Source organism: Pseudomonas sp. LBUM1653 (assembly GCF_059716115.1).
In genome coordinates this window covers 6947687-6966830 of the sequence record NZ_CP166803.1, presented here as the reverse complement: position 1 = coordinate 6966830, position 19144 = coordinate 6947687, and the positions used below count along the sequence as shown (strand labels likewise).

Here is a 19144-nt window from a genome sequence, read left to right as displayed (position 1 = left end):
ACTGCCAGTTCCCGCTGGCGGCGGATTTGTTGCGTCACTGCACTGTCATCTTTCTGTCATACAGGATCGCTAGGGTGTGCGAATGAATGATCTGGCCAATTCCACAATGACTACAAATCCCCCCAAGCGAATTGATTTCAATACGCCTGAGCTACAACGCAAGCGCCGCATCCGCGCGCTCAAGGATCGCCTGACCCGCTGGTACGTCCTCGTGGGCGGCCTCGCCGTTCTCGGTGCGATCACGCTGATCTTTTTCTTCCTCGCCTACGTCGTAGCACCCCTGTTCCAGGGTGCCAGCCTGACGTCCCAGGACGCCATCACGCCGGCCTGGATGCAAGACGCCGGCAAGCCGTTGATGATTTCCCTGGAAGAGCAGAACCAGGTCGCCATGCGGGTTTCCGACAAGGGCCAGGCGCTGTTTTTCGATATCGACAGTGGCGCCGAACTCAAGCGCGTCGATCTGCCGGTCCCGGCCGGTACCACCGTGACTTCCATCGGTGAAGACCAGCCAGGTCAACCGCTGGTGGCGGTGGGCTTGTCCAATGGTCAGGCACTGGTGTTCCGTCACACCTACAAAGTCAGCTACCCGGATGGCAAGAAATCCATTACGCCGGCCATCGAGTATCCGTACGGCGAAACGCCAATCGCGTTGAATGAAGCCGGCGGTGTCCTGGAACACGTCAGCCTCAACGCCAACGATTCGACCCTGATGCTGGTGGGTGCCACCGGATCGCAACTCAATGTTTTGTCGCTGACCAGCGAAGAAAACATGATGACCGGCGAAATCACCAACGAGCAGAAGCGCATCGACCTGCCGCAAATGAACGAGCCGGTGAAGAACATCTTCGTCGATCCGCGCCAGCAGTGGTTGTACGTGATTAACGGTCGTGCCCAGGCCGACGTGTTCAGCCTGCGCGACAAGAGCCTCAACGGTCGCTACAAACTACTGGAAGATGGCGAAGCGCAAATCACTGCCAGTACGCAACTGGTGGGTGGCATCTCGCTGATCCTCGGTGACTCAAAAGGTGGCCTGGCCCAGTGGTTCATGGCCCGCGACCCGGATGGCGAGCAGCGCCTGAAGCAGATCCGCACCTTCCAGATGGGCACCACGCCTATCGTTGAAATCACTGCCGAAGAGCGGCGCAAGGGCTTCCTCGCGCTGGATGCGTCCGGCAAGCTCGGCGTATTCCACAGCACCGCGCACCGCACCTTGCTGGTCGATCAGGTGGTCGAAGGCCAGGGCCTGTTCGGTCTGTCGCCTCGGGCCAACCGCGTGATCGTCGAAGCCGGCGGCAAGCTGCAACCGTTGCTGCTGGACAACCCGCACCCGGAAGTGTCGTGGAGCGCGTTGTGGAGCAAGGTCTGGTACGAAAACTACGACGAGCCTAAATACGTCTGGCAATCGACCGCGGCCAACACCGACTTCGAACCGAAACTGAGCCTGTCGCCGCTGACCTTCGGTACCCTGAAAGCCGCGTTCTACGCCATGCTGCTGGCCGCTCCCCTGGCCGTCGCCGCGGCGATCTACACCGCGTACTTCATGGCCCCGGGCATGCGCCGCAAGGTCAAGCCGGTGATCGAGTTGATGGAAGCGATGCCGACGGTGATCCTCGGTTTCTTCGCCGGCCTGTTCCTCGCACCTTATGTCGAAGGGCATTTGCCGGGCATCTTCAGCCTGCTGATGCTGCTGCCGATCGGCATCCTGGTCGCCGGTTTTACCTTCAGCCGCCTGCCGGAATCGATCCGCCTGAAAGTCCCTGACGGCTGGGAAAGTGCCCTGCTGATTCCAGTGATCCTGTTCATTGGCTGGCTGTCGCTGTACATGAGCCCGTTCATGGAGAACTGGTTCTTCGGCGGTGACATGCGCATGTGGATCTCCCACGACCTGGGCATCACCTACGACCAGCGCAACGCACTGGTGGTCGGCCTGGCCATGGGCTTCGCGGTAATCCCGAACATCTACTCCATTGCCGAAGACGCCGTGTTCAGCGTACCGCGGGGCCTGACCCTGGGTTCCCTGGCCCTCGGAGCCACGCCGTGGCAGACCATGACCCGCGTGGTGATCCTCACCGCCAGCCCGGGCATCTTCTCGGCGCTGATGATCGGCATGGGCCGAGCGGTCGGCGAAACCATGATCGTGTTGATGGCCACCGGTAACACCCCGGTCATGGAAATGAACCTGTTCGAAGGCCTGCGCACCCTGGCTGCCAACGTCGCGGTGGAAATGCCGGAGTCGGAAGTCGGCGGCAGCCACTACCGCGTGCTGTTCCTCTCGGCGCTGGTGTTGCTGTTGTTCACCTTTGTCATGAACACCCTCGCGGAACTGATTCGTCAGCGTCTGCGCAAGAAATACTCGTCGCTTTAAGAAAGGTAGAAGTCTGTGAAACAGAACTCCCTGAAAGGATGGTTCAAGAGCGGCGCCCCCGGCGTCTGGATCAGCGGTGGCGCGGTGTCCATCGCGGTCATCATGACCATTGGCCTGCTGGCAGTGATTGCCGTGCGCGGTCTGGGTCACTTCTGGCCGGCGGACCTGGTGCACGCCAGCTACGACGTGCCGGGCCAGGCCAATCACCTGGTCATCGGCGAAGTGGTGCAGAAGGAAGAAGTGCCGCGTGCGCGTTTGAAGAGCGCTGGCCTGCCGGTGCCTGATGAAGGTCCGGAATTCATGACCCGCGAGCTGATCAAGGTCGGCAACCGTGACTTGAACGGCAACGACTTCACCTGGATCGTCGGCGAGTGGCTGACTAACCAGAAGACGCCGCCGGAGCTGATGGCGATCGAGCGTCGCGAGTGGGGCAATTTCTACGGCTACCTGGTCAACGTCAAACAGGACGGCAAGGTCATCGCCGAAGGCGAGGCTGCATGGCCCGAGCTGCAAGCGCGGATCAACCGTGTGAATCAGCTCGCTGCTCAGCTCAAGTCCCTGGAAAAGTCCGACATTGGCGCAATCAACGCCGGTCTCGAACGCATCCGTCTGCATGGCCGCAAACTGGAACTGGAAGGCAAGCTCGACCCGGCCGCGCAAGCGGACATGGAATCCGAGCGCGCCGAACTCAATGCCCGTTATCAGGACGTTGAAGCACGCCTGGGTGATCTGCACGCGCAGTTCAACCGCGATAGCCTCACTGCCCGCGATGCCAACGGCAAAGAAATCGAAATTGGTCTCGGTAAAGTGGTTCACGCCTACCAGCCGAACGCCATGGGCACCTTCACCAAGATCGGTTTCTATTTCAGCAAGATCTGGGAATTCCTGTCCGACGACCCGCGTGAAGCGAACACCGAAGGCGGGATCTTCCCGGCGATCTTCGGCACCGTGATGATGACCCTGATCATGGCGATGATCGTCACCCCGTTCGGCGTGCTCGCGGCGGTATACCTGCGTGAATATGCCAAGCAGAACACCCTGACCCGGATCATCCGGATCGCGGTGAACAACCTGGCGGGCGTTCCGGCGATCGTCTACGGCGTGTTCGGTCTGGGCTTCTTTGTCTACGTACTGGGCGGTTCGGTCGACCGCTTGTTCTTCCCGGAAGCGCTGCCGGCCCCGACCTTCGGTACACCGGGTCTGCTTTGGGCTTCGCTGACGCTGGCGCTGCTCGCGGTGCCGGTGGTGATCGTGGCGACCGAGGAAGGTCTGGCGCGTATCCCGCGCACCGTGCGTGAAGGCTCGCTGGCCCTTGGTGCAACAAAGGCCGAGACTCTCTGGAAGATCGTTATTCCAATGGCCAGCCCGGCCATGATGACCGGCATGATCCTCGCCGTGGCCCGCGCCGCCGGTGAAGTGGCGCCGCTGATGCTGGTGGGTGTGGTGAAGCTGGCGCCGTCGCTGCCGGTGGATGGTAACTACCCGTACCTGCACCTGGACCAGAAGATCATGCACCTGGGCTTCCACATTTATGACGTCGGCTTCCAGAGCCCGAACGTCGAAGCCGCGCGGCCGCTGGTGTACGCCACGGCGCTGCTGCTGGTGCTGGTGATCGCCACGTTGAACCTGTCGGCCGTTTATATCCGTAACCACCTGCGCGAGAAATACAAGGCGCTGGATAGCTAATCACGCCGCTCCCTGTAGGAGCCAGGCTTGCCGGCGAAGGCGTCCTTGAGATCGCCTTCGCCGGCAAGCCTGGCTCCTACGGGAAAACGGCAACACCACTGGCCCATTTTGTGAGGCCAGCGGCAACCGAACCGAATTTGTTAGCACAGGGAGCCTCCCATGCAGCACGAAGCACATACCCACGGCATCAACATGTCGGCCTTGGGTCGCGACAAACAGAGCCTGAGCCTCGAGCAGGAAACCGTGGCCATCGAAGTGCCAGGCCTGAGCCTGTTCTACGGCGACAAACAAGCGCTGTACGACGTCAGCATGAACATCCCGAAACAGCGCGTGACGGCCTTCATCGGCCCGTCCGGCTGCGGCAAGTCCACGCTGCTGCGTACCTTCAACCGCATGAACGATCTGGTGGACGGTTGCCGCGTCGAAGGCGAGATCAACCTGTACGGCAACAACATCTACCGTAAGGGCGAAGACGTGGCCGAGCTGCGTCGTCGCGTCGGCATGGTGTTCCAGAAGCCGAACCCGTTCCCGAAAACCATCTACGAAAATGTGGTTTACGGCCTGCGCATCCAGGGCATCAACAAGAAGCGTGTACTGGACGAAGCCGTTGAGTGGGCATTGAAAGGCGCGGCACTGTGGGATGAAGTCAAGGACCGTCTGCACGAGTCGGCACTGGGCCTGTCCGGTGGTCAGCAACAACGACTGGTCATCGCCCGCACCATCGCCGTGGAACCGGAAGTACTGCTGCTCGACGAACCGTGCTCGGCACTCGACCCGATCTCGACGCTGAAAGTCGAAGAGTTGATCTACGAATTGAAATCGAAGTTCACCATCGTCATCGTGACCCACAACATGCAACAGGCCGCGCGGGTTTCCGACTACACGGCGTTTATGTACATGGGCAAACTGGTGGAGTTCGGCGACACCGATACCCTGTTCACTAATCCGGCGAAGAAGCAGACCGAAGACTACATCACCGGTCGTTATGGCTAGTTGAGGCAGCCGCAAGCTACAAGCTGCAAGCGGCAAGATAGAAGCGGTGCGATTTCAGGACTTATACATAACTGCTTGAAGCTTGCAGCTTGAAGCTTGCAACTTTCGCGGAGCGAAACAGATGATTAGTAAAGAAGGCCTTACCCACCACATTTCCGCGCAATTCAACGCTGAGCTCGAGGAAGTGCGCAGCCACCTCCTGGCCATGGGCGGGCTGGTGGAAAAGCAGGTCAACGACGCGGTCACCGCGCTGATCGAGGCCGATTCCGGCCTGGCCCAGCAGGTTCGTGAGATCGACGACCAGATCAATCAGATGGAACGCAACATCGACGAAGAATGCCTGCGCATTCTGGCCCGTCGTCAGCCGGCGGCGTCCGATTTGCGCCTGATCATCAGCATTTCCAAATCGGTGATCGACCTGGAGCGCATCGGTGACGAAGCGACCAAGATTGCCCGTCGCGCCATCCAGTTGTGCGAAGAAGGTGAAGCGCCGCGCGGTTACGTCGAGGTGCGCCACATCGGCGACCAGGTGCGCAACATGGTCCGTGATGCACTGGATGCCTTCGCCCGTTTCGACGCCGACCTGGCGTTGTCGGTGGCTCAGTACGACAAGATCATCGACCGCGAGTACAAGACCGCCTTGCGCGAGCTGGCGACCTACATGATGGAAGACCCGCGCTCTATCTCGCGGGTCTTGAGCATCATCTGGGTGCTGCGTTCGCTGGAGCGAATCGGCGACCACGCGCGCAATATCTCGGAGCTGGTGATTTACCTGGTGCGCGGCACTGACGTACGTCACTTGGGTCTCAAGCGCATGAAGGAAGAAGTTGAAGGAACCAGCGGCGAAACCGCTAATGTTCCGGGCAAATCTGACGATAAGTAAGATTGCCCAAGTAAAGCGCCCGGCCTATTGGCCGGGCGTTTTCGTTTGTGGTTCACGAATTCGAAAAGCAGCACCCCGCGAACGAAAAGTCCCGGCGTGACTGAAGGTTTTTGGCAATGTGCCATCATCAAGACGGTATGCTTGCCGGGATTTTTTAAAGGGGTTATGGATGAGTAAGGTCAGTGTGTTGGTCGTGGACGATGCCTCGTTCATTCGTGACCTGGTGAAGAAATGCCTGCGCAACTATTTCCCGGGCATGCGCATCGAAGACGCGGTCAATGGCCGCAAGGCCCAGTCGTTGCTGGCAAGGGAGGCATTCGACCTAGTGCTGTGCGACTGGGAAATGCCGGAAATGTCCGGCCTGGAACTGCTGACCTGGTGCCGCGAACAAGACAGCCTCAAAGGCATGCCATTCGTGATGGTGACCAGCCGCGGCGACAAGGAGAACGTGGTCCAGGCGATCCAGGCCGGGGTTTCCGGCTACGTCAGCAAACCGTTCACCAATGAGCAACTGATCACCAAGGTCAAGCAGGCGCTGCACAAGGTCGGCAAACTCGACAGCTTGATGAGCGTAGCCGCGACCAAAACGATCTCGGCATTCGGTAATGACACCCTGAACGCGTTGACCGGCGCCAAGCCTGCCGTGAGCGCTCCAGCGGCCGCTGCACCGACCCCAGGCTTGCTCAACAACCCGCCGGTCAAGGCTCCGGTGACTGCTGCCGGCGGCGGGCGGGGTCAGGGTCAACTGCGGCTGCCCAATGGCATCCAGCAGTGCGTGATCAAGGCGCTGAGCCTCAAGGAAGCCCTGCTGGTGGTCAAGCGTACCGACAGCCTGCCGCAGGTTCTCGACAGCGCCGTACTGGACCTGGAGCAGGGCGACAGTGCCGAAGTGGCCCGCCTCAATGGCTACCTGCACGCCGTGGTGGCCCACGAGCCAAAGCCCGACAGCGACTGGCTGCAGCTGACCTTCCGCTTCGTCGATCAGGACGCGCAAAAACTGGACTACATCTCCCGCCTGATTGCCCGTGGTACCGCGCAGAAGCATTTCATTCCTGGCGCGTAATTACAGGTTTGCCTGCCAGGCCGCCATCGCGAGCAAGCTCGCTCCCACAGGATTTGCACTGACCCTGTGGGAGCGAGCTTGCTCGCGATGGGGCCTTCGAAATCACCGCACATCTGTCTGAACATCTGCCGACTACACAGGTCCATAGCGACTGCTAGGCTCAATCCCAAGCCTGACTCGACAGAACTCCGCCCATGCTCGCGCGCCTGCTGTTTTTCTGTGGTCTGTTCATAGCCACTACTTCGGCCATGGCCATGACCATCTACAAGTCCACCGACGCCAATGGCGTGGTCTCCTACAGTGACCGCCCCACGACAGGCTCCAAGGTGTTCACTTTCCAGGATCGCATGGACGAGCGTCTTGAGCGGCAGGTGTACCTCGTCATCACGAAGAAGGACGGCGTGGACAGCGTGTACGTGCGCAATGACCTGTATGCGCCGGTAGAGATCGAGTTGAGTTTCGCCGGGTTGAAGAACGTCAGCGGCGCGCCGAGTCGACCGATTCGCCGGGTGATGCCATTGCGCAGCAGCATTCGTCTGGCGCAGCTCACGGCGATCCGGGCCGGGAGTCCGATTGCCTACATCCCCAAATTCGAATATTCCCTGGGCGACCCCGCAGGCGCCTCCATGGCCTATCGCTACCCGTTGCCCTGGCGTGGCGGGCCGTTTCGGGTCAGTCAGGGCGCCGATGGCCAATATAGCCATTTCGGACCGAAGAACCGTTACGCGATAGACATCGCCATGCCCGAAGGAACACCGATCATTGCCGCGCGAGGCGGGGTTGTGATTAAAACTGAAAACAGTCAGAGCGGGCGTGGCACCGACGCGTCGGGTAATTTTGTGCGGGTGCTGCACGATGATGGGACCATGGGCGTGTACCTGCACCTGAAACAGGGCTCGGTCAGCGTTCGCGAAGGGCAAAGGGTGGCGGTAGGCAGTGCCCTGGCGCTATCGGGCAATACCGGCAACAGCAGCGGGCCACACCTGCACTTCGTGGTGCAGCGCAATACCGGGATGGGGCTGGTGTCGATTCCGTACCAGTTCAATCAGCCGGTGAATGCGTTGCCTAACTTTGCGTTGGGCAAACAGTGAGGTGTTGCCTGATCTGACGCTTTCGCGAGCAGGCTCGCTCCCACATGTAGAGTGCATTCCAATGTGGGAGCGAGCCTGCTCGCGAAGGGATCGACTCGGGTCTGGATCAGCGCATCAATCGAGCATCAACACCTTGGCCAGCACAATCTTCGGCCCTTTCATCTTCTTGATGATGATGCGCAGGCCTTCCACTTCCAGCACTTCTTCCTCTTCAGGAACGCGCTTGAGGCTTTCGTAGACCAAACCTGCGAGGGTTTCGGCTTCAACGTGGTCCAGGTCGATGCCCAGCAGCCGCTCGACCTTGAACAGAGGCGTATCGCCCCGTACCAGCAGCTTGCCTGGCTGATAGGCGAGGATGCCGCGCTCGGCCTTGCGGTGTTCGTCCTGGATATCGCCCACCAGCACTTCCAGCACGTCTTCCATGGTCAGGTAGCCGATGATGTTGCCGTCGGCCTCTTCGACCACGGCGAAGTGCGAGCCGCCCTTGCGGAACTGCTCCAGCAACTGCGACAACGGCATGTGCCGCGACACGCGCTCCAGCGGGCGGGTCAGCTCGGCCAGGTTGAACGACTCGGGAATGTGGTCCAGGGCCGCCAGCTCAAGCAACAGGTCCTTGATGTGCAGCAGGCCGACGAACTCCTGGCGCTCGCTGTCGTACACCGGATAGCGGCTGAACTTGTGGCGACGGAACATCGCCAGGATTTCCTTGAGCGGTGCATTGAATTCCAGGGTCACCAGGTCTTCGCGGGAGTTGGCCCAGTCGACCACTTCCAGTTCGCCCATTTCCACGGCCGAGGCCAGTACGCGCATGCCCTGGTCGCTCGGGTCCTGGCCACGGCTTGAGTGCAGGATCAGTTTCAGTTCTTCGCGGCTGTAATGGTGCTCGTGATGCGGGCCGGGTTCGCCTTGACCGGCGATGCGCAGGATTTGGTTGGCGCTGGCGTTGAGCAGGTAAATGGCCGGGTACATGGCCCAGTAGAACAGGTACAGCGGCACGGCGGTCCACAGCGACAGCAGTTCGGGTTTGCGGATGGCCCAGGATTTCGGGGCGAGCTCGCCGACCACGATGTGCAGGTACGAAATGATGAAAAACGCGGTGAAGAACGACACGCCCTTGACCACTTCCGCCGACTGTACGCCGACCGTTTCCAGCACCGGCTCGAGAATATGCGCGAATGCCGGCTCACCGACCCAGCCCAGGCCGAGGGAGGCGAGGGTGATACCCAATTGGCACGCCGACAGGTAGGCATCGAGCTGACTGTGCACAGTGCGCAGGATGTGCCCGCGCCAGCCGTGTTGTTCAGCGATGGCTTCGACCCGGGTCGAGCGCAATTTGACCATGGCAAATTCCGCCGCAACGAAAAAGCCGTTGAGCAAAACCAGGATCAGAGCGAAAAGAATCATGCCGAAGTCGGCGAATATTGTTGCGAGGGTCAAGCCAGGGGAAGGGTCCATGATGGAGTTTTGCGGGTTCCGTGTATTCGAATGGAAAGGAAAAATGTGCGCCTGAAGTGCAGGCACAAGTCAGCCAATGTAGCGGCTGACTGGGCAATTGCCTAGTGGCGCGTGCTGGCCGGTATCAGTCGGCGGTGCTGATGACCCGGGATTTGCTGACCTGGGCGGGGGCGAAATGGCAGGTGAAGGTGCTGCCGTGACCCGGCACGCTGCTGATTTCCATCCGCGCGCGGTGGCGCAACAGCACGTGTTTGACGATCGCCAGGCCCAGCCCGGTGCCGCCGGTGTTGGAATTGCGGCTGGAGTCGACGCGGTAGAAGCGTTCGGTCAGGCGCGGCAGGTGTTTGCTGTCGATGCCGATCCCGGAGTCCTGCACGCTCAGGTGCGCGCCTTGCTCATCACCCCACCAGCGAATGCGGATGTTGCCTTCGGCCTGGGTGTATTTCACCGCGTTGAACACCAGGTTGGAAAACGCGCTGCGCAATTCCGCTTCACTGCCCTTGAGCAGGATCGTCGGATCGGCTTCCAGGGTGATGCTCTGATTCTTCTGGCCCGACAGCTGCTGGGCGTCACCCTTGATCGATTGCAGCAAGCCGTCGATGGCCACCGGTTGGTTGTCCGACGGGTAATCGGTGGCTTCCAGTTTGGCCAGCAACAGCAGGTCGTTGAGCAAGGTTTGCATGCGCCCGCCCTGCTGCTGCATTTGCTGCAGGGCGCGGGTCCAGCGCGGGTTCACTTCCTCGACGTTGTCGAGCAGGGTTTCCAGATAGCCACAGATCACCGTCAGCGGCGTGCGCAGCTCGTGGGAGACGTTGGCGATGAAGTCTTTGCGCATCTGCTCCAGCTGATGGATTCGCGTCACGTCGCGTACCAGCATCAGGTGCTCATTGTTGCCGTATCGGGTGATGTACAGCTGGATGCGCATCCGATCGTTGGTCGGCGAAGGGATTTCCAGCGGTTCGGCGTAGCTGTCCTGCTCGAAGTATTCCTTGAAGCGCGGATGGCGTACCAGGTTGGTCACCGGCTGGCCGCTGTCCTGCGGCGTCTTGAGGCCCAGCAGGGTTTCGGCGGCGCGGTTCCACCATTCCAGGTTGCCGTCGCTGTCGAGCATGACCACCGCGTCTTTCAATGCGGCGGTGGACTCCTGGACCCGGTCGATGACGGCTTGCAGGCGCCCGCGAACGCGTTGGTCGCGACGTTGCAGATGATAGATGTTATCGAACACTTCGCCCCACAGGCCGTAGCCATCGGGTGGCGCCTCATCGGGTTTGTGCAGGCGCAGCCATTCGTGCAGGCGCAGCAGTTGCTTGAGGGTCCATGCCAGGTAAACGCCAAGTCCCACGGCGAGGCTCCAGCCGTAGTAGCCGGTGATCAGGCCGATCACCAGGCAGGCGGTGACCAGCAGCAGCATGTGGCGAATCAGGGTGCCATGCCAGTTTTGGTTCACTTGAAAGCGCGTCCTTGTCTACTTCTAAAACGGGGGAAATCCGGGTCAGGCTTTTGTGGAAAAGCGGTAACCGGTGCCGCGCACGGTTTGTACCAGGTTTTCGTAGGCATCGCCGAGGGCTTTGCGCAGGCGGCGGATGTGCACATCCACGGTACGCTCCTCGACATACACATTGCCGCCCCAGACCTGATCCAGCAACTGGCCACGGGTGTAGGCACGTTCCTGGTGGGTCATGAAGAACTGCAGCAGACGGTATTCGGTCGGCCCCATTTCCGCCGGTTTGCCGTCGATGGTCACGCGGTGGCCAATCGGGTCCAGCAGCAGACCGCCGACTTCGATCGGCGCTTCGCCATCGGAAGGGCCGGCACGGCGAAGTACGGCTTTGAGGCGTGCGACCAGCTCACGCGGGGAAAAGGGCTTGGTGATGTAGTCATCGGCGCCAACTTCCAGGCCCTGGATCTTGTTGTCCTCTTCGCCCTTGGCGGTGAGCATGATGATCGGGATATCCCCGGTCAGCTCGTCGCGCTTGAGGCGGCGGGCCAGCTCGATGCCGGACGTGCCGGGCAGCATCCAGTCGAGCAGGATCAGGTCCGGTTTGCGGTCGACGATAATGGCGTGGGCCTGCTGGGAGTTCTCCGCCTCCAGGCAGTCATAGCCGGCCATTTCCAACGCAACGGCGATCATTTCGCGAATGGGCGCTTCGTCGTCGACGATCAGAATGCTCCTGCCAACCATGCCTTAATCCTCTTGTCATTTAACTGTCTTGCGCCGCATTAGATAACGGAATTATTGCAGTCGTGTGACAGTATTTTAGTCGCCCGGCGATTGTCATGAACCTGGACTAAGCTCTAAGTCCGAATCCTGACAACCACAAACGGAAGGTTTCCATGAAACACATTGCTCAATCCTGGAAGGCTTTGCTGGTAACTGCTGCGCTAACGCTGCCGACCATGGCCTTCGCCGCCGACCCGGCGATGATGAAAGACGGCATGATGGTCGACCATAAGGGCATGACCCTGTACACGTTCGACAAGGACTCTGGCGGCAAGTCGGTGTGTAATGACGAGTGCGCGAAAAACTGGCCACCGATGATGGCGCCGGCGGGTGCCGCGGCTACGGGCAAGTGGAGCGTCATCAAGCGCGATGACGGCACGAGTCAATACGCCTACGATGGCAAGCCGCTGTATACGTTTGTGAAGGATGAAAAGCCCGGAGACATGAAGGGCGACAAAATGAAGGACGTCTGGCACGTCATGCACGAGTCGCAGAAGTAACGGTTTACGTAACCGCAAATCTGCCCCGGATACCGGGGCAGATTTCGATCAACGCAACCCGTAATCCAGCACAATCCCGACAAAAATCGCCAACCCGGCCCAGTGATTGTGCAAAAACGCCTTGAAACAGCGCATACGGTCCTTGCCACGGGTGTACCAGAACTCCCAGGCAAAACAACCCGCCGCCACCGCCAGACCGAGATGGAACCAGCCGCCGAGCTCGAATTTCGACCCGGCAAGCAGCAGGCAGCCCAGCGCCAACCCTTGCAGGGTCAGGATGATCACCCGGTCGGCCTCGCCAAACAGGATCGCCGTGGATTTCACGCCGATCTTCAAGTCATCGTCGCGGTCAGTCATCGCGTAATAGGTGTCGTAGGCCACCGTCCACATCAGGTTGGCGATATACAGCAGCCACGCCGCTGCTGGCAGTTCACCGGTTTCGGCGGTGAATGCCATCGGCATCCCCCAGGAAAACGCCGCACCCAGCACCACCTGTGGGTAATAGGTGTAGCGCTTCATGAAGGGGTAGCTGAAGGCCAACGCCAGGCCGCCGAGGGACAACCAGATGGTGGTGGCATTGGTGCACAGCACCAACAGGAAACTCACGCCCATCAGCAGGGCAAAGAACACCAGGGCTTCCCTGGAACTGATCTTGCCGCTCACCAGCGGTCGCTGTTCGGTGCGTTTCACGTGGCCGTCGACCTTGCGGTCCGCCCAGTCATTGATCACGCAGCCGCCCGCGCGGGTCAGCACCACGCCAAGCACGAAAATCACGATGTTGGCCAGCGATGGCGAGCCCTTGCCGGCAATCCACAGCGCCCACAGCGTCGGCCACAGCAGCAGGTAAATGCCGATCGGCTTGTCCATGCGCGTCAATTGAATGAAGTCCCATGCCCGAGGATTCAAGCGGTTCAAGGACTTGAGCAGACTCTGGTACATCAGCATTTCTCCGGATGGGCGCGGGCGGCGCTCCACAGGGTCGGCAGGAAAATCTCGGCCACCAGTACACTCAAGGCGCCACGGTCGAAGCGCGAGCGACGGCCCCACAGCTCAGGCGCTCGCACTTCCGCCGGCAGCCACGCTTGGGGATAGTGACAAACCTCGATGGCCCGGCGCTGGAAGGCGTGATCGCAAAACAGCAACTCGCCCAGGGAGCGGCTGCCCAACTCGTCCATGTGCAAGCCGTCACCCTGCAGCGCACTGCGTGCCGCGACGCTGCGGGCAAACACCAGGGCTTGACCGTGACCACGCAAATACACCTCGCGCACCCAGCCTTCACTGCCTTCGGCCAGGTCGAGCGCGGCGCACTCATCCGGGCGTAAGGTCTGCCAGCCTTCGAACAACGGCGTGACGCTAAACGCATCATTCGTCAGATGAATGAGACGCCTGGTCAGTGAGCCATTATCGAACAACCAGTCGAGGATAGAAGTATCTGGGAGAGGCGTCAGTTGGCATTGAAGGAGCCAGGTTGGGGGCAAGCCGGGGGATTCTGAGTGTTGCACAATGAGTCATTATTGGCAGCAAAGGAGGCCGCGAGCTTACCATGTCAGCCACGGATTTTGATTGATCCGGCCACCCATTGCGCCGAACAGGCTTGCATCTGTCGGGCCCCATCAGTAAAAAGCGCTTTGAGCTGGATGGCAGCGCAGTAACCATCGACCGTCCGCGCCGGCAATAGCCTGAATCCCGAGGAAATACCTGAATGAAAAAGTGGCAATGTATCGTCTGCGGCCTGATCTATAACGAAGCCGACGGTTGGCCCGATGACGGCATTGCGCCGGGCACCCGTTGGGAAGACGTCCCGGCAGACTGGCTGTGCCCGGACTGCGGTGTGGGCAAAATGGATTTCGAAATGATCGAAATCGCCGCCTGAATAACTGAGGAGTCATGCATGAACGCACCTGTCGTAATCGTTGGTACCGGGCTGGCTGGTTACAACGTCGCTCGCGAGTTTCGCAAACTCGACAGCGAGACCCCGCTCCTGCTGATTACCGCCGATGACGGGCGTTCCTACTCCAAACCGATGCTTTCCACCGGCTTCGGTAAAAACAAGGATGCGGATGGCCTGAGCATGGCCGAACCGGGCGTCATGGCCGAGCAGTTGAAGGCCGAAGTGCGTACCCATACCCGCATCAGCGGCATAGACCCGGGCCACAAGCGCCTGTGGATCGGCGAGGAAGCGGTGATCTACCGCGACCTGGTCCTGGCCTGGGGCGCCGAAACCGTACGTGTGCCCATCGAAGGCGACGCGGCGGATTGCGTGTTCCCGATCAACGACCTGGAAGACTACGCGCGCTTTCGCGCGGCAGCGGCCGGCAAGCGTCGGGTATTGCTGCTGGGCGCTGGCCTGATCGGCTGCGAATTCGCCAACGACCTGACCCTGGGCGGCTACGAGGTGCAATTGGTTGCGCCGTGCGAGCAGGTCATGCCGACCCTGTTGCACCCGGCGGCCGCCGCAGCGGTCCAGGCCGGGCTGGAAAGCCTGGGTGCACGCTTCCACCTCGGGCCGGTACTCAATCGCCTGCAGCGGGTTGCTGACGGTCTGGAAGCCCATCTTTCCGATGGCCAGGTCATCCCGTGCGACGTGGTGGTGTCGGCCATTGGCCTGCGTCCACGCATCGACTTGGCCGCCGCTGCCGGCCTGCAAGTCAATCGCGGCGTAGTGGTCGACCGTCACCTGCAAACTTCCCACGCCAACATCTACGCCCTGGGCGACTGTGCCGAGGTCGATGGGCTGAATCTGTTGTACGTGATGCCCCTGATGAGTTGTGCGAGAGCGCTGGCTCAGACCCTCGCCGGCAACCCCGCGGTGGTCAACTATGGCCCGATGCCGATCACCGTCAAAACCCCGGTGTGTCCATTGGTGGTATCCCCGCCGCCACGGGGTACAGAGGGCGTCTGGACCGTCGAAGGGCAGGGCGCCGACATCAAGGTTTTATGCCGCGATACCCACGGCAAACTGCTCGGTTATGCCCTGACAGGCGCGGCCGTGATGGAGAAACTGGCCCTCAACAAAGAGCTTCCGGCACTGCTGGCGTAAATACCGGTCGTTCTGTCGGAATCACCCCCCTTTTGCCCATACATTGGCCGCGCCGACACTGGCGCGGCTCCGCGCTGCGTGCCATTCTCACTCCCGTCTGCCGCAGAGTAGAGCACCTGCGGCGCTTTGGGCGCTGCTCCACAGAGAGCGGCACGGACATAACAACAAAAAACCGTCAAAGGGGCTTCACTAATATGCGTAAACCAGAACTCGCCGCAGCCATTGCTGAAAAAGCAGATCTCACCAAAGAGCAAGCCAACCGCGTCCTCAACGCCGTTCTCGAAGAAATCACCGGCGCCCTGCACCGCAAAGACAGCGTGACGCTGGTAGGTTTCGGCACCTTCCTGCAACGCCACCGCGGTGCCCGCACCGGCAAAAACCCGCAAACCGGTGAGCCGGTTAAAATCAAGGCCAGCAACACTGTTGCGTTCAAGCCGGGTAAGTCGTTGAAGGACAGTGTTAATCCGTAATCCGCATCCCCTAGGCGGGGTCGCGAAAAAATGGGCACGCCAACCGGGTTGGGTGCCCATTTTTTTTGCGTTGACTTTAACGCCAAGGAGTTCATCCATAACCCGGCGTCATGAGGGAAATGTCCGAAAGTTTTGTGGGATGGAGGAGTGAAAGATTGTCCGAATGCGGTCCGAACCTTCCAAAGTTCCAATGCCTCCCAACGGCAAGTTTGGAATCGATAAACGAATCTCGAAAATGATGAAATCCCTTACAAAATCGAGGAAGCATCCGACGCTTTTTTAAGGTTGGCCGTCGGAAGCGCGACGGTTAGCGTGGTCACTCCCAATATTCCTCGGAGATGCACCATGCCCAAGGTCAACGAATTGCCCGCCGGATCAACAGCCGAAAGCACTACTCCGTACATCTGCGCGACTTCAAGAAGGTTGCACCATGCTGCCAATCGGGCCCTGGACCATTACCTGAAACCCAATGCCCTGGTCATGACCGGAGCCCATACGCCAAGCACGATCTTTGTCGTAGCGCCTGACATCGACAACGAAACGCTATTGGCCCACGCCTGTGAGTCGTTGGCGTCGGCGAGTGTAATGGCGAGTGAAATCGCCGCGATGCTGGAAGGGGCGCACCGAAGCACTTTGCTGGCGCTTCAGCAGGTGATCATGCTCGGTGAGCTGGCGGTGAATCGGGTGTTGGACAACGTCGCCCCGTCACACCCTGCCTGAGTCCGGAAGAGGAGAGCTTTCGTCAGTGACTTGGTAGTCATCGGTGTCAAAAAACCTGGCATCTCCTCCTAACGTAACTCGAAGGTGGCGTTCGGGATTTTAATCGCTACACTGCGCCGGCCGTTCATTTTTTCTTTTGAGGCTGTGCGCATGAAATTTCGTTTTCTGCTGTGGATGCTGGGTTTGTTGATGGGTAAGGCCAGTCGGGCCAATCCGGCGTTCCAGCAGCAGCTGGGTGACAAGGAATTGGTGTTTCAGCTGCAGACCCTGGACGGGAAAGTAGCGCGGCACTTCCGGGTGAAGGATCAGCGCATTACTAGCAAGGCGGGTGTATACGCCGAGCCGGCGTTTGCGATTGCCTTCAAGGACGCCGCCTACGGCTTTGCCACGATGCAGGCCAAGAACAAGCAGTTGGCGTTCATGACGGGGATTCAGGACAAGTCGATTCAGATCAAGGGCAACCCGGCGCTGGTGATCTGGTTCCAGGGACTCACCAAGTACTTGAAGCCGAGGAAGGCGAAGCCTAAGGCTTAAGGTCTTTCAGGCCGCCTGCAGGGATTCATTACGAGCACATTGAAATGTCTCAAAAGGAAACATGAACTGTCATTGTTGACAGTATCTGAAAAATATTGATTGGCGCTTCATTGGTGCAGGGGTCCATGGCGGACCTCAACAGCCTTTGAAGGAACAAGATCATGAATCAAGCGAAAGTAGAATCTACTTCGGGTCCATTCGATCCGAATTTTAATGGAAATGGCATCCTGAAATTGCCGCTCCCCGCGATATCCGGGTTTCAAGCGTCTGCCTTACTTACCTTGGATGCAGGTAAGCTAATCGTTGTTATCCCGTTATTGGGGCAGGGAGCCGGGTTTGCGGTGGCTCGGTTGAATGAGGACGCTTCACTCGACAAGGACTTCGACGATAAGAAACAAGGGTTTGTTCATGTCGATCTTGACCAATATGAAGAGCTCAAGATATTCGGGATCAGTGCATCCACGAATGGTGGATGGTTGATCTTCGGCAAGAGCAGTTTGGCAACTGTCCCGGGCATGCTAATTGTTCGTCAGCTCCCGAATGGTCAGCTGGATAACTCATTAAACGGTACGGGAATTCTCCATATCCCCGACGATGAGTTTGGTAATTCCAAGCACAACCCAATGCACCAAGTTATCGAAAAAAAGTCATATTCTGCCAATCAGGCTTCTCACGCCGCCGTACCGTCTTTGGTTGAGCAGGCAGATGGCAAGTTTGTTCTGCTCACTACTGGCTCGGACAGTACTGGCAAACGAAAAGGCATTGTGTTGCGCCGTAACTCAGATGGTTCACGGGACCTGACTTTCAACGGTACCGGGTTTGCAATGGTCGAGCTTGCAGATGTTGCATATGAATCGAATACCGCCGCAGCCATCGCGGTGCAGGCGGATGGACATTTGTTGATCTGCGGGCAATTTTATAACGGCCGAGATGATCGCGGAGCCTTTGTAACGCGCTTGGACGCTCAAGGTAAGTTGGATCTTGGGTTTAACTCAGGTCGCACCGTTACCATTTCTAATACTCGCCAGATTGGATTTAACGCCATCACGCTACGAAAAAGTGATGGCGCCGTTCTGGCGGCCGGTTTTGCGCAACCCGGGACTGGAGAGTCGCACCAGGGTTTGATTGTGGTTCTGAATACCAGTGGCTCTTACAATCTTGTGTTCAACAGCGGGAAGCCGTTGTACAGCGCGCTGACGCCTGATGGATCGGCGTGGTATCGCTGTGCATGGGCGGCAAGCGGATCAATCGTGGTTGCCGGAAGCACTGGCAATGGCTACCCGACAGAAATTCTCACAGCAATAACAGCGCGACTTGTTGCTGATGGTTCTCTGGACCAGACGTTCAATGAGGGAAAAGGCTTCGCCATTTTCAATGATGACGAAGGCTATGAGTCGATTCAGGACATGGCGGTGATGAAGGACGGCAGGATCGTAGTTTGCGGTGCGTTGTACAACATTGTCGGGCCATGGCCTGATCTTACCGGCGGCTGGGTACTGCGCTATCTCCCTCAGACGAAGAGATAGACCGGGTTGAATTCATCGCGGGCAAGCCTTGCTCCTACCAGGGTGGAGGTGATCCCTGTGGGAGCGAGCTTGCTCGCGATTGGTTTCAGGGTTGCCCGAATTGCGAAGCCAGTTCGCGCAGCAACACTTCAGCCTCGAGGACTTTGCTAACGACGTCTTCGGCTTTGGCGCGGCTCAGGCCGAGACGCTCCAGCAGGGCGTCCGGAATGTCTTCATCCGGTCCGGAGCCAATGCCTCGGCTGCGCAGCAGGCGTACGGCCAGGCAAACCAGGTTCGGGTACTCGGCGTAGGTGCCGTCGTAGGCTGGGTCGTGCTGGAAGCGCAGCGCGGTGGTGAGTTCTTCCGGCATGTCCCAGTAGCGCATCAGCCATGAGCCGATCTGTTCACGGCTGCTGCCCTGCAGGTGTTGCTCGATGTAGCTGTGGCACAGGTGTGGGTTGACCTCCTTGTGCCGGCAGATCAGCGAGAAGTGCGACGGTAGTACGTGCGCCGACAGAGGCGGCCATCTGACAATCTGCGCGGCCAAGGCCGTCGTAGTTTCAACGCTGCAGGTGAAGCCATAAATGGATGAGGCGAGCGGCATTTTTTCTTCTCAAA

At 59.4% G+C, this 19144-nt stretch carries 18 protein-coding genes and 1 pseudogene; 13 read left to right on the top strand and 6 right to left on the bottom strand.

Annotation, left to right across the window (positions count from 1 at the left end):
• Positions 1–82: 82 nt before the first annotated feature.
• From ACA054_RS31615 to ACA054_RS31590, 6 genes are all read left to right on the top strand, one after another.
• Positions 83–2365 (top strand): ABC transporter permease subunit, encoded by a 2283-nt coding sequence (locus ACA054_RS31615; protein ID WP_497687600.1) that lies wholly within the window; start codon positions 83–85, stop codon positions 2363–2365.
• 15 nt (positions 2366–2380) lie between these two features.
• Positions 2381–4051 carry a phosphate ABC transporter permease PstA gene (gene pstA, locus ACA054_RS31610; protein ID WP_497687599.1) on the top strand — a complete coding sequence of 557 codons (1671 nt, stop codon included), beginning with the start codon at positions 2381–2383 and terminating at the stop codon, positions 4049–4051.
• Positions 4052–4210: 159 nt separating this feature from the next.
• Positions 4211–5044: a phosphate ABC transporter ATP-binding protein PstB gene (pstB, locus tag ACA054_RS31605; RefSeq protein ID WP_046044998.1), complete on the top strand. Its 834-nt coding sequence runs from the start codon at positions 4211–4213 to the stop codon at positions 5042–5044.
• Between the two features lie 121 nt (positions 5045–5165).
• Complete coding sequence (gene phoU, locus ACA054_RS31600) at positions 5166–5927, top strand: phosphate signaling complex protein PhoU (RefSeq protein WP_008064514.1); 762 nt, start codon at positions 5166–5168, stop codon at positions 5925–5927.
• 169 nt (positions 5928–6096) lie between these two features.
• Positions 6097–6990, top strand: a complete 894-nt coding sequence (locus ACA054_RS31595) for a response regulator (RefSeq protein WP_497687598.1) — start codon at positions 6097–6099, stop codon at positions 6988–6990.
• Between the two features lie 194 nt (positions 6991–7184).
• Positions 7185–8081, top strand: coding sequence for a peptidoglycan DD-metalloendopeptidase family protein (locus ACA054_RS31590; protein WP_497687597.1), 897 nt, complete (start codon positions 7185–7187; stop codon positions 8079–8081).
• Between the two features lie 114 nt (positions 8082–8195).
• Here ACA054_RS31590 and ACA054_RS31585 read toward each other — a convergent pair whose 3' ends face one another.
• From ACA054_RS31585 to phoB, 3 genes are all read right to left on the bottom strand, one after another.
• Positions 8196–9536, bottom strand: coding sequence for a hemolysin family protein (locus ACA054_RS31585; protein ID WP_497687596.1), 1341 nt, complete (start codon positions 9534–9536; stop codon positions 8196–8198).
• A gap of 124 nt (positions 9537–9660) precedes the next feature.
• Positions 9661–10947, bottom strand: coding sequence for a phosphate regulon sensor histidine kinase PhoR (gene phoR, locus ACA054_RS31580; protein ID WP_497690400.1), 1287 nt, complete (start codon positions 10945–10947; stop codon positions 9661–9663).
• An 81-nt stretch (positions 10948–11028) separates the two neighbouring features.
• On the bottom strand, positions 11029–11718 hold the full coding sequence (phoB, locus tag ACA054_RS31575; RefSeq protein WP_008064504.1) for a phosphate regulon transcriptional regulator PhoB: 690 nt from the start codon (positions 11716–11718) through the stop codon (positions 11029–11031).
• 152 nt (positions 11719–11870) lie between these two features.
• Between phoB and ACA054_RS31570 the strand changes: the two genes are divergently transcribed.
• Positions 11871–12257: a COG4315 family predicted lipoprotein gene (locus tag ACA054_RS31570; protein WP_497687595.1), complete on the top strand. Its 387-nt coding sequence runs from the start codon at positions 11871–11873 to the stop codon at positions 12255–12257.
• Between the two features lie 48 nt (positions 12258–12305).
• Here ACA054_RS31570 and ubiA read toward each other — a convergent pair whose 3' ends face one another.
• Together ubiA and ACA054_RS31560 are read right to left on the bottom strand one after the other, a co-directional pair.
• A complete protein-coding gene (ubiA, locus tag ACA054_RS31565) occupies positions 12306–13196 on the bottom strand; it encodes a 4-hydroxybenzoate octaprenyltransferase (protein WP_497687594.1) in 891 nt (296 codons plus the stop codon).
• On the bottom strand, positions 13196–13759 hold the full coding sequence (locus ACA054_RS31560) for a chorismate--pyruvate lyase family protein (protein WP_497687593.1): 564 nt from the start codon (positions 13757–13759) through the stop codon (positions 13196–13198). The genes ubiA and ACA054_RS31560 overlap by 1 nt, the downstream gene beginning before the upstream one ends.
• A 200-nt stretch (positions 13760–13959) precedes the next feature.
• Between ACA054_RS31560 and ACA054_RS31555 the strand changes: the two genes are divergently transcribed.
• From ACA054_RS31555 to ACA054_RS31530, 6 genes are all read left to right on the top strand, one after another.
• Positions 13960–14130, top strand: a complete 171-nt coding sequence (locus tag ACA054_RS31555) for a rubredoxin (RefSeq protein WP_007995385.1) — start codon at positions 13960–13962, stop codon at positions 14128–14130.
• Between the two features lie 18 nt (positions 14131–14148).
• On the top strand, positions 14149–15297 hold the full coding sequence (locus ACA054_RS31550) for an NAD(P)/FAD-dependent oxidoreductase (RefSeq protein WP_497687592.1): 1149 nt from the start codon (positions 14149–14151) through the stop codon (positions 15295–15297).
• Positions 15298–15491: 194 nt separating this feature from the next.
• Positions 15492–15767: an HU family DNA-binding protein gene (locus ACA054_RS31545; RefSeq protein WP_003213368.1), complete on the top strand. Its 276-nt coding sequence runs from the start codon at positions 15492–15494 to the stop codon at positions 15765–15767.
• A 345-nt stretch (positions 15768–16112) separates the two neighbouring features.
• On the top strand, positions 16113–16487 hold the full coding sequence (locus tag ACA054_RS31540) for a DUF6124 family protein (protein ID WP_497687591.1): 375 nt from the start codon (positions 16113–16115) through the stop codon (positions 16485–16487).
• Positions 16488–16637: 150 nt separating this feature from the next.
• Positions 16638–17021: a helicase gene (locus tag ACA054_RS31535; protein ID WP_497687590.1), complete on the top strand. Its 384-nt coding sequence runs from the start codon at positions 16638–16640 to the stop codon at positions 17019–17021.
• A 161-nt stretch (positions 17022–17182) separates the two neighbouring features.
• The gene (locus tag ACA054_RS31530) at positions 17183–18547 is read left to right on the top strand and encodes an NHL repeat-containing protein (protein WP_497687589.1); all 1365 of its coding nucleotides are present in this window, start codon (positions 17183–17185) and stop codon (positions 18545–18547) included.
• A gap of 85 nt (positions 18548–18632) precedes the next feature.
• On the opposite strand, the pseudogene ACA054_RS31525 reads toward ACA054_RS31530, so the two are convergent.
• Positions 18633–19043 (bottom strand): annotated as a pseudogene (locus ACA054_RS31525) (HDOD domain-containing protein); the annotation flags it as partial.
• Positions 19044–19144: the final 101 nt, after the last annotated feature.

Coding starts and splice junctions, on each gene's coding strand:
- ACA054_RS31535 (WP_497687590.1), top strand. CDS start 16,638: ATGAAATTTCGTTTTCTGCTGTGGATGCTGGGTTTGTTGATGGGTAAG.
- ubiA (WP_497687594.1), bottom strand. CDS start 13,196: ATGTACCAGAGTCTGCTCAAGTCCTTGAACCGCTTGAATCCTCGGGCA.
- ACA054_RS31590 (WP_497687597.1), top strand. CDS start 7,185: ATGCTCGCGCGCCTGCTGTTTTTCTGTGGTCTGTTCATAGCCACTACT.
- phoR (WP_497690400.1), bottom strand. CDS start 10,947: ATGCTGCTGCTGGTCACCGCCTGCCTGGTGATCGGCCTGATCACCGGC.
- ACA054_RS31555 (WP_007995385.1), top strand. CDS start 13,960: ATGAAAAAGTGGCAATGTATCGTCTGCGGCCTGATCTATAACGAAGCC.
- ACA054_RS31585 (WP_497687596.1), bottom strand. CDS start 9,536: ATGGACCCTTCCCCTGGCTTGACCCTCGCAACAATATTCGCCGACTTC.
- ACA054_RS31550 (WP_497687592.1), top strand. CDS start 14,149: ATGAACGCACCTGTCGTAATCGTTGGTACCGGGCTGGCTGGTTACAAC.
- ACA054_RS31540 (WP_497687591.1), top strand. CDS start 16,113: ATGCCCAAGGTCAACGAATTGCCCGCCGGATCAACAGCCGAAAGCACT.
- ACA054_RS31545 (WP_003213368.1), top strand. CDS start 15,492: ATGCGTAAACCAGAACTCGCCGCAGCCATTGCTGAAAAAGCAGATCTC.
- ACA054_RS31615 (WP_497687600.1), top strand. CDS start 83: ATGAATGATCTGGCCAATTCCACAATGACTACAAATCCCCCCAAGCGA.
- phoB (WP_008064504.1), bottom strand. CDS start 11,718: ATGGTTGGCAGGAGCATTCTGATCGTCGACGACGAAGCGCCCATTCGC.
- ACA054_RS31530 (WP_497687589.1), top strand. CDS start 17,183: ATGAATCAAGCGAAAGTAGAATCTACTTCGGGTCCATTCGATCCGAAT.
- phoU (WP_008064514.1), top strand. CDS start 5,166: ATGATTAGTAAAGAAGGCCTTACCCACCACATTTCCGCGCAATTCAAC.
- ACA054_RS31595 (WP_497687598.1), top strand. CDS start 6,097: ATGAGTAAGGTCAGTGTGTTGGTCGTGGACGATGCCTCGTTCATTCGT.
- ACA054_RS31570 (WP_497687595.1), top strand. CDS start 11,871: ATGAAACACATTGCTCAATCCTGGAAGGCTTTGCTGGTAACTGCTGCG.
- pstB (WP_046044998.1), top strand. CDS start 4,211: ATGCAGCACGAAGCACATACCCACGGCATCAACATGTCGGCCTTGGGT.